At 73.1% G+C, this 9,561-nt stretch carries 11 protein-coding genes; 8 read left to right on the top strand and 3 right to left on the bottom strand.

Features of this window, described 5'->3' with window-relative positions; translation table 11 throughout:
* The first annotated feature begins 1 nt into the window (after position 1).
* The 8 genes from rnpA to ABT093_RS05415 all read left to right on the top strand — a co-directional run bounded on the left by rnpA (position 2) and on the right by ABT093_RS05415 (position 6,674).
* Entirely contained in the window at positions 2-430 is a 429-nt protein-coding gene (gene rnpA, locus ABT093_RS05380) for a ribonuclease P protein component (RefSeq protein ID WP_350560584.1), read from the top strand.
* Positions 427-798, top strand: a complete 372-nt coding sequence (gene yidD, locus ABT093_RS05385) for a membrane protein insertion efficiency factor YidD (RefSeq protein ID WP_350560586.1) — start codon at positions 427-429, stop codon at positions 796-798. The genes rnpA and yidD overlap by 4 nt, the downstream gene beginning before the upstream one ends.
* Entirely contained in the window at positions 795-1,961 is a 1,167-nt protein-coding gene (gene yidC, locus ABT093_RS05390; RefSeq protein ID WP_350560588.1) for a membrane protein insertase YidC, read from the top strand. The genes yidD and yidC overlap by 4 nt, the downstream gene beginning before the upstream one ends.
* Positions 1,962-2,045: 84 nt before the next feature.
* Entirely contained in the window at positions 2,046-2,576 is a 531-nt protein-coding gene (locus ABT093_RS05395; protein WP_350560590.1) for a Jag family protein, read from the top strand.
* 174 nt (positions 2,577-2,750) lie between these two features.
* Positions 2,751-3,590, top strand: a complete 840-nt coding sequence (rsmG, locus tag ABT093_RS05400) for a 16S rRNA (guanine(527)-N(7))-methyltransferase RsmG (protein WP_350560592.1) — start codon at positions 2,751-2,753, stop codon at positions 3,588-3,590.
* Positions 3,591-3,881: 291 nt separating this feature from the next.
* Positions 3,882-4,856 carry a ParA family protein gene (locus ABT093_RS05405; protein WP_350560594.1) on the top strand — a complete coding sequence of 325 codons (975 nt, stop codon included), beginning with the start codon at positions 3,882-3,884 and terminating at the stop codon, positions 4,854-4,856.
* Positions 4,853-5,932, top strand: coding sequence for a ParB/RepB/Spo0J family partition protein (locus ABT093_RS05410; protein WP_350560596.1), 1,080 nt, complete (start codon positions 4,853-4,855; stop codon positions 5,930-5,932). The genes ABT093_RS05405 and ABT093_RS05410 overlap by 4 nt, the downstream gene beginning before the upstream one ends.
* A 124-nt stretch (positions 5,933-6,056) precedes the next feature.
* A complete protein-coding gene (locus tag ABT093_RS05415) occupies positions 6,057-6,674 on the top strand; it encodes a GNAT family N-acetyltransferase (RefSeq protein ID WP_344330057.1) in 618 nt (205 codons plus the stop codon).
* Between the two features lie 143 nt (positions 6,675-6,817).
* On the opposite strand, the gene trxA is transcribed toward ABT093_RS05415, so the two are convergent.
* From trxA to ABT093_RS05430, 3 genes are all read right to left on the bottom strand, one after another.
* Complete coding sequence (gene trxA / locus ABT093_RS05420) at positions 6,818-7,144, bottom strand: thioredoxin (protein ID WP_350560598.1); 327 nt, start codon at positions 7,142-7,144, stop codon at positions 6,818-6,820.
* 146 nt (positions 7,145-7,290) lie between these two features.
* The gene (trxB, locus tag ABT093_RS05425; protein ID WP_350560600.1) at positions 7,291-8,256 is read right to left on the bottom strand and encodes a thioredoxin-disulfide reductase; all 966 of its coding nucleotides are present in this window, start codon (positions 8,254-8,256) and stop codon (positions 7,291-7,293) included.
* Positions 8,257-8,429: 173 nt separating this feature from the next.
* Positions 8,430-9,392: a zf-HC2 domain-containing protein gene (locus ABT093_RS05430; RefSeq protein ID WP_350560602.1), complete on the bottom strand. Its 963-nt coding sequence runs from the start codon at positions 9,390-9,392 to the stop codon at positions 8,430-8,432.
* Between the last annotated feature and the right edge of the window lie 169 nt (positions 9,393-9,561).

Below are 9,561 nucleotides of genomic sequence, written 5' to 3' on the forward strand. Positions count from 1 at the left end.
TGTGCTGCCCTCCGAGAATCGGCTGCGGCGGCGCCAGGACTTCGCGACCGCGGTGAAACGCGGTCGCCGGGCCGGTAGGCCCCTGCTGGTCGTCCATCTCGCCAGAGAGGACGCCCCCGGGGACCGCACCGACCGGACCAGCGACACCCGCCCGCACGTCGCCGAGGGGACTCCTTCGGCGCGTGCGGGTTTCGTCGTGAGCAAGGCTGTCGGCCCGGCGGTCACCCGCAACCTGGTCAAGCGCAGGTTGCGCCATCTCGTGCGTGATCGTCTGTCCCGGCTCCCCGCCGGTAGCCTGATAGTGGTGCGTGCGCTGCCCCCGGCCGCGTCCGCCTCGTGTCAGGACCTTGAACGCGACCTGGACGCGGCGCTCAAGCGGTTGCTCAAGGCCGAGCACGCCGCCTCGGCGCCGACGGGAGCAGGGCGATGAAGTACCTGCTGATGGGTCTGATCAGGGTCTACCAGTGGACCATCAGCCCACTGCTCGGTCCGGTGTGCCGCTACTACCCGTCCTGCTCGCACTACGGCTTCGAGGCCGTGCGCACGCATGGGGCGGTGAAGGGCGGGGCGCTGACCGCGTGGCGCATCCTGCGCTGCAATCCGTGGACTCCCGGCGGGGTCGATCATGTCCCGCCGCGCAAGCATCCGGTGTGGCACCGCCGGCTGCGGGACCGGCTGAAGGGCCGGTCCGCCGCCGAACAGCCGGTGATCACGCCCCCCGCCGGTCCGGACCCCGAGGGCCCGGCGACCATTGGCCCCATGGGGCCAATCCCAATGTCCAAGGAGCCTGACCGGTGACCTTCTCCTTCCTCAACCCCCTGTACACAGCGGTGTCCTGGATCATCGTCCAGTTCCACTCGCTGTACAGCCACGTATTCGACCCGAACGGTGGCTGGGCCTGGGGTCTGGCCATCGCCTCGATGGTGGTCGTCATCCGGATCTGCCTGATCCCGCTCTTCGTGAAGCAGATCAAGGCGACCCGGGCCATGCAGGCGATCCAGCCGAAGATGAAGGCCATCCAGGAGCGGTACAAGAACGACCGCCAGCGCCAGTCCGAAGAGATGATGAAGCTGTACAAGGAGGCGGGTACCAACCCGTTCTCCAGCTGCCTTCCCATCCTCGTGCAGGCGCCGTTCTTCACCGCGCTCTACGGCGTGCTCGCCAAGGTCGCCGACGGCAAGCCGATCGGCGTGATCGACGGCACCCTGCTGGACAGCGCGCAGCAGGCCCACATCTTCGGTGCGCCGCTCTCGGCGACCTTCGTCGGCAGCAGCGACGTCAGCGTCAAGATCGTCGTCGCGGTGATGATCATCCTGATGTCGCTGTCGCAGTTCATCACCCAGCGCCAGCTGATGACGAAGAACGTCGACCTCACCGTGAAGACGCCGTTCATGCAGCAGCAGAAGATGCTGATGTACGTCTTCCCGATCATGTTCGCCGTGATGGGCATCAACTTCCCGGTCGGTGTCCTGGTCTACTGGCTGACCACCAACGTCTGGTCGATGGGCCAGCAGCTGATCGTCATCCGCAACAACCCGACGCCGGGCAGCAAGGCCTGGGACGAGCGCCAGGCCCGGCTGAAGAAGACCGGCCGGCTGAACCCGGACGGCTCGGTCATCAAGGGCCCGCTGTTCGGCCTGCTCCCCGCGAAGAAGTCGGCCGCCACCGCCGAGGCCGTGGTCGAGGAGTCGGTGCAGGCGCGCCGGCAGCAGCCGCGCAAGCAGACCAAGTCGCAGCGCCAGCACGGCGGCGCCCAGCCGGCGAGCCTGACCAAGGACGCCCCGGCCGAGCAGCCCGCCGACGCCGTCCCCGCCGAGCCCGCCGGGAGCGGCACCTCCGGCGGCACCGGTGCGGCCAAGCAGACCGCGGCGCGTCCGGCGGGTGCCAAGTCGGGTGCGGCCCGCCAGCAGGGCGGCCGGCAGCAGCCCAAGCGTGGCGGTCAGCGGCCGAAGAAGAAGTGACCGGTCCGCTCCGGACCGGCCCCGCGGCCCCCTGAACCTCGTTACCGGCCCACCACCCGGGCCCATCTCCGAAGGAGTCCATCAGTGACGGAAGGCATCACCTCCGCCGTCGAGGCCGAGGCCGCCGCCAGCGCCGACGAGAGCCTCGTCGCCCGCCTGGAGCAGGAGGGCGACATCGCGGCGGACTACCTGGAGGGTCTGCTCGACATCGCCGATCTCGACGGTGACATCGACATGGACGTCGAGGGCGACCGCGCCCTGGTCTCCATCGTCAGCGACGGCAACGACCGCTCCCTGCAGCGGCTGGTCGGCCAGGACGGCGAGGTGCTGGAGGCCCTGCAGGAGCTGACCCGGTTGGCCGTCCACCGGGAGACCGGCGAGCGCAGCCGCCTCATGCTGGACATCGCCGGGTTCCGGGCTCGCAAGCGCTCGGAGCTGGCGACCATCGGCGCCCAGGCCGCCGAGCAGGTGAAGAGCTCGGGGGAGCAGGTCAAGCTGCGCCCGATGACCCCGTTCGAGCGCAAGGTCGTCCACGACGCGGTGGCCGCGGCCGGTCTGCGCAGCGAGTCGGAGGGCGAGGAGCCCCAGCGGTGCGTGGTCGTGCTGCCGGCCTGACGGCAGGGTGACCGCCGGCGGCTTCGGCGGTCGGCATGCGACATGAGGACCCGACCCCGTCCGCCACGCGCGGGCGGGGTCGTCGTCCCTTCGCGGGCGGTGGCCCGGGAAGAGTTGTTTCACGTGAAACGGTGCAGGAGCGGGTCGGTGGATCCGGGGAGCGGAGAGTTCGAGATGGACACGGAGAGCGCGCCTGCCGGCGGGTCGGAGACCGGCGCCGGGGGGCCGGGGGCCGGGGACGCGGCCGGTGGCGGGCGTCCGCCGGTCGAGCCGCCGCCCGCGCCGCCGGCCGTGGCCCGGGAGGTCTTCGGCGAGCGGTTCGACGCCGCGGTCCGTTACACCGAGCTGCTGGCCACCTCGGGGGTGACCCGGGGGCTGATCGGTCCGCGCGAGGTGCCCCGGCTCTGGGACCGCCACGTGCTGAACTGCGCCGTCCTCGCCGAGCTGCTGCCGGGCGGGACGACGCTCTGCGACGTCGGCTCCGGGGCCGGCCTGCCCGGCATCCCGGTGGCACTGGCGCGGCCGGACGTCTCGGTGACGCTGCTGGAGCCGCTGCTGCGCCGCACCACCTTCCTGGAGGAGGTGGTCCGCGAGCTGGGGCTGGAGAACGTCACCGTGCTCCGCGGCCGCGCCGAGGAGATGGTCGGCAAGCTGGCGGTGGACGTGGTGACCGCGCGGGCGGTGGCGCCGATGGAGCGGCTGGCCGGCTGGGGGCTGCCGCTGCTGCGGCCGCACGGCCAGATGCTGGCGCTCAAGGGCGACAGCGCCGAGCAGGAGCTGGCCGACTCCCGGGCCGGGCTGGCGAAGCTCGGTGCGGTGGAGTGGTCGGTGATCGCGGTCGGCGAGGGCACCCTGGAGACCTCGACCCGGGTGGTCCAGGTCAAGGTGGGCGAGAGCCCGGGCGGTGTGAAGGCGGCGACCCGCCGGGCCAAGGCCGCGGCCAGGGCCGGCCGGGCGGGCAGCCCGGCGCGCGGCGGCGACCGGGGCCGCAGCCCCCGGCGGCGCGGCCGCTGAGCCGGACGTGGTGCCCGGCACGGGCGGGTCGGTCCTCGGACCGACCCGCCCGTGGCGCTTCCGCGGCCGCCCGAGGGGGCGGAGCGGGGCGGGACCGGGGTCGGCGGCGTTCGGGTGACGGCTGGGAGGACGGCAGGACGACATCGGAACACCGGAGTGTCGCATCGTCAGAATTCCGACATTGCGGGCATGGTGTTTCACGTGAAACGTCGCTCTCTCCTCTCGGGAATCCTCTCGCGCAGCCGGGCGGCGACTGTTGCCGCTCCGGTTTCACGTGAAACACTGAGCCCCATGCAGGACTCGGAGACCATCGACCAGATCGATGACACGCCCATCGCGCGTGCTGCCCAGGCTGCGGTCCAGGCCATCGGCCGAGCGGGCGAAGGACTGCCCCGGCCCGCTGCCACCCGGGTGATGGTGGTGGCCAACCAGAAGGGCGGGGTGGGCAAGACCACCACCACCGTCAACCTCGCCGCCTCGCTGGCCATGCACGGCCTGCGCGTCCTGGTGATCGACCTCGACCCGCAGGGCAACGCCTCGACCGCGCTCGGCATCGACCACCACGCCGAGGTGCCCTCGATCTACGACGTCCTGGTGGAGGGCAAGCCGCTGGCCGACGTGGTGCAGCCGGTGGTCGAGGTCGAGGGGCTGTTCTGCGTCCCCGCCACCATCGACCTGGCCGGCGCCGAGATCGAGCTGGTGTCGCTGGTGGCCCGGGAGAGCCGGCTGCAGCGCGCCATCGCCGCCTACGAGCAGCCGCTGGACTACATCCTGATCGACTGTCCGCCCTCGCTGGGCCTGTTGACGGTCAACGCCCTGGTCGCCGGCCAGGAGGTGCTGATCCCGATCCAGTGCGAGTACTACGCGCTGGAGGGCCTCGGCCAGCTGCTGCGCAACGTCGAGCTGGTCCGGGCGCACCTCAACCAGGCACTGCACGTCTCCACCATCCTGCTCACCATGTACGACGCCCGGACCAGGCTGGCCGCCCAGGTGGCCGAGGAGGTCCGGACGCACTTCCAGCAGGAGGTCCTGCACACCGCGATCCCGCGCTCGGTCCGCATCTCGGAGGCGCCCAGCTACGGTCAGACGGTGCTCACCTACGACCCGGGCTCCACCGGCGCGCTCTCCTACCTGGAGGCCGCTCGGGAGCTGGCGCTGCGGGCGGTGTCCGCGGGGGCCGGAGGCTCGTTGGTGGGGCAGCAGCGGGACGGTTCGGGGCAGGGCGCCCCGGGGGCACAGCACGGTACGACGGAGGGCAATCGGTGAGTGGTCGCAGGGGTCTTGGACGAGGGCTCGGGGCGCTGATCGGCCCCGCCGCCCCGGCGGGCGGTGGAGCCGGGACCGGCGCCGCGGCGCAGCCGGTGGCGGCCCCGGTGGCCTCGCCCGGGGCGGTCTCGCCGACCGCGGTGCCGGTGCTGCCGTCCGGCCGGGGGACGCTGGCGGCCAAGGCGGCCGCGGAGAGCCTTCGGGAGCAGGCCGCCGAGGCGGAGCTCGCGCGGATGGATGGTGCCTACTTCGCCGAGCTGCCGCTGGACGCGATCACCCCGAACCCGCGCCAGCCGCGCGAGGTGTTCGACGAGGACAAGCTGGCCGAGCTGGTCGCCTCGATCAAGGAGGTGGGCCTGCTCCAGCCGGTGGTGGTGCGCCAGGCGGCGCCGGGCCGCTTCGAGCTCATCATGGGCGAGCGGCGCTGGCGGGCCTCCCGGGAGGCCGGTCTGGAGCAGATCCCGGCGATCGTCCGGGCCACCGAGGACGACAAGCTGCTGCTGGACGCCCTGCTGGAGAACCTGCACCGGGCGGAGCTCAACCCGCTGGAGGAGGCGGCCGCCTACGACCAGCTGCTGCGGGACTTCTCCTGCACCCATGACGAGCTGGCGGACCGGATCGGGCGCTCGCGCTCGCACGTGTCCAACACCCTGCGGCTGCTGAAGCTGTCGCCGACGGTCCAGCGGCGGGTGGCCGCCGGGGTGCTGACGGCCGGCCACGCCCGGGCGCTGCTCGGGGCTCCGGACACCGAGCGGCAGGAGGAGCTGGCCAAGCGGATCATCACGGAGGGGCTCTCGGTGCGGACCACCGAGGAGATCGTCGCGCTGATGCAGCGCGAGGAGAAGCCCAAGCGGCCGGCTCCCAAGGCGGGCAAGATCCTTTCGCCGGCCTTCAACGATCTGGCGAGCCGGCTCTCCGACCGCTTCGAGACCCGGGTGAAGGTCGAGGTCTCGCAGCGGGGCGGGAAGCTCGGCAAGGGCAAGGTCGTCCTGGAGTTCGGCTCGGTGGAGGACCTCAACCGGATCCTGGACAGCATGGCGCCCGGCGACGACGGGCTGCGGCTGTCGCAGGGCTGAGCCGGTCCGGCACGGCGGTGCCGATGGGTGCATGGTTCGCGTGAGCGCTGTTTCACGTGAAACATGCACCCGTCGTCGTTCGGGGGGAATGCTCGACTGTGGAGTGGACGAGGAGGTGCGGGGCATGGGACGCCGGATCGTTCCGCTGACGCTGGACAACCTCGCGGACCTGCCGTCGACCTGCCGTTCCTGCGTGTTCTGGGAGCTGGACCCGGTCAGTGGCCGGGCGGCGGTCGAGTCCGGCAAGCCCGAGCTGGAGAAGGAGGGGTGGATCTCCGCCGTGCTGCTGGAGTGGGGCTCCTGCGGCCGGGTGGTCTACGTGGACGACCGGCCGGCGGGCTTCGTGCTCTACGCCCCGCCCGCGTACGTGCCGCGGGCGCAGTCCTTCCCGACCAGTCCGGTCTCCTCGGACGCCGTCCAGCTGATGGTCAGCCGGGTGCTGCCGGGCTTCCAGCGGCAGGGGATCGGGCGGGTGCTGGTGCAGACGGTGGCCAAGGACCTGCTGGGCCGGGGCTTCCGGGCGATCGAGGCGTTCGGGGCGGTGGGCCGGCAGCCGGTCAGCTGTGTGCTGCCGGCCGAGCACCTGCTGGCGGTGGGCTTCAAGACGGTCCGCCCGCACCACCGCTATCCGCGGCTGCGGCTGGAGGCGCGGACCACGCTCTCCTGGCGCGGGGACGTCGAGGGGGCGCTGGAGCGGCTGCTGGGCGGCGGGCGGAAGGAGCCGGCGCTGCGGCCGTTCTGAGCGCCGCGCGGTGCCGTGCAGCGCCGTGCCGGGGTGTCGCCGGGCGCCGGCGATGCCGGCCGGAGCCGGAAGGGGCGGGAAACGGAAGAGGGCGGGGCTCCCGGTGGGGAGCCCCGCCCTCGTGGCGTTCCGGAGGAACGGCCTCAGATCAGGCCGTCCAGCTCGCGCAGCAGCGCGGCCTTCGGACGGGCACCGGTGATCTGCTTCACCGGCTCGCCGTTCTTGTAGAGGATCAGGGTCGGGATGGAGATGACGTTGTACGCCGCGGCGGTCTGCTGGTTGGCGTCGACGTCGAGCTTGGCGATGGTGAGCTTGTCGCCGTGCTCGGCCGCGATCTCCTCCAGGACCGGGGCCACCTGGCGGCACGGGCCGCACCATTCGGCCCAGAAGTCGACGAGGACGGGCTTGTCGCTCTTGAGGACGTCGGCATCGAACGTCTTGTCGGTCACGGTGGTGGTGGCGCCGGCCACGGTCACTCCTAAGGGTCAAGCGGGAGAAGGGCTGCCAGGTCTACAACACCGCGCGGGGCGGTTCTGTTTCGGCCCGGCGGGGTGGGCGGGTTCACGTTTCACGTGGAACACGCCCACCTGGACGGAGAGGTCGGTGGGGTCGGGGGTCAGACCGCGACGGTGGCGGCCTGGGCCTCCAGGTCGGCCAGCGAGGCCAGGTAGCGCTCGGCGTCCAGGGCGGCGGAGCAGCCGGTGCCGGCGGCGGTGATGGCCTGGCGGTAGGTGTGGTCGACGACGTCGCCGGCGCCGAAGACACCCGGGATGTTGGTGCGGGTGGAGGGGGCCTCGACCTTGAGGTAGCCCTCGGCGTCGAGGTCCAGCTGGCCCTTGAAGAGCTCGGTGCGCGGGTCGTGGCCGATGGCGATGAACAGGCCGGTGACCGGGAGCTCGCGGGTCTCGCCGGTGGTGGTGTCGCGCAGGGTGACGCCGGTCAGCTTCGGGTCGCCGTGGATGGACTCGACCGCGCTGTCCCACTCGAAGCTGATCTTCTCGTCGGCGAAGGCGCGCTCCTGCATCGCCTTGGAGGCGCGCAGGGTGTCCCGGCGGTGGATGACCTTGACGCTCCGGGCGAAGCGGGAGAGGAAGGTCGCCTCCTCCAGGGCGGTGTCGCCGCCGCCGACCACCGCGATGTCCTGGTCGCGGAAGAAGAAGCCGTCGCACGTGGCGCACCAGGAGACGCCGCGGCCGGACAGCTTGTCCTCGTTCGGCAGGTCCAGCTTGCGGTGCTGGGAGCCGGTGGTGACGATCACGGCGCGGGCCTTGTGGACGTTGCCCTCGGAGTCGGTGACGGTCTTGACGTCGCCGGTGAGGTCGACGGCGACGATGTCGTCGGGGACCAGCTCGGCGCCGAACCGCTCGGCCTGCGCCCGCATGTTGTCCATCAGCTCGGGGCCCATGATGCCGTCCCGGAAGCCGGGGAAGTTCTCGACCTCGGTGGTGTTCATCAGGGCGCCGCCAGCGGTGACGGCGCCCTCGAAGACCAGCGGCTTGAGGGAGGCACGAGCCGTGTAGAGAGCGGCCGTGTACCCGGCCGGGCCGGAACCGATGATGATCACGTTACGGACGTCGCTCACTGCATCTCCTGGTTCGCATCGCGACCCGCGTTTGCTGCGGGGAGGGCGGTCCTGCTCCGCCGCCCGGGACAACGACTGACCAGTGTCTCGCATTCCCAGGAGGATCAGTACCAGGCGCCCGCACTCTGGGAGTGTCGTGCGGCCGGTGGCATGGATCGCACGGGAACCATCGGTCAGCCGGCCGGGACGGTGCGGTGCAGCAGCAGCCCGCAGCCGGGCGAGCGGAGGTAGACGTCGAGCTGGTCGGAGCGGCCGGGCAGGGCGTACACGAGGAGCTCGGCCGGGGCGCCGGCCCAGCTGCCCCGGCCGGTGGCCAGCAGGGCGGCGGTGCTGGGCGGTGGGCAGGCCGGGGTGGAGCGGCCGCCGCCGGTCAGGCCCTGGCCGCCCTCGGCGGGAGGGACGGCGGTCGCCCCGGCACCGGCGGAGGGCTTGGCGGGATGCTCCGGCCGTTCGGTGGCCGTTTCCGCGAGCAGCTGCCGGACCTGGGCGGCGAGCTCCTCCTCGCGGTAGACGGTGCCGCCGGGGGCCTGGTCGGCCTTGCTGCCGTCGCCGGTGCCCGGCGTCGGGCTCGGGGCGCTCGGGGCCGCCGAGGCGGCGGCGCGGACCCCGGCCGCGTCGACGGTGGCGCTGAGGTCGTGGCGGGGGGAGGAGGACAGCGAGAGGAAGGCGCCGCCGATGCCGAGGGCGAGCAGCGCGGCGGCCGAGCCGAGCAGCAGCGCCCGGCGGCGGCGCCCACGGGCGGCGCGGCCCGGTCCGGTGGCGGCGGAGGGCCCGGCCGGCGGAGCGGTCGGCGCGGACGGCCGGGGGGACGGCACGGCGGACGGCGGGGACGGCACCGGCGGAGCGGACGGCACCGCGGCGGGCGCCGCGCCGTCCTCCCGGGCCGCGGCCGCGAGGGCGGCGTCGATCCGGGCGGCGACGTCGGCGGGCATGGCCGGGGGCTCGTCCGCGGCGAGCAGTGCCCGCACCTCGGCGAGCGCGTCGGCGGTCTCCCGGCAGTCGGCGCAGCCGTCCAGGTGCCGGCGCAGCGCGTCGGCGTCGGCGGGAGGGAGCAGGTCCTCGGCGAGGTCGGCCAGCTCGTCGGCCTCGGGGTGCGGGCCCGCGGCGTGGTCGGGGGAGGAGAGGGGCGCCGTCATCGCGTGCTCGCGTCTCCTTCCAGAATCGGCCGGGCTGGATCCGGGGCTGTCCCTGTGACGGTCCGGGGCCCCGGTGGGTTCCCGGACGGGTGGGCGCCCGGCCGACGGGGGGGGGGTGTTCGGTTCAAAACCCCCCCCCCCGGGCGGGGGGGGCCGCGCCGGGGGGCGG

This window comes from Kitasatospora sp. NPDC002551 (assembly GCF_040296005.1).
In the GTDB taxonomy this organism is placed as follows: Bacteria; Actinomycetota; Actinomycetes; order Streptomycetales; family Streptomycetaceae; genus Kitasatospora.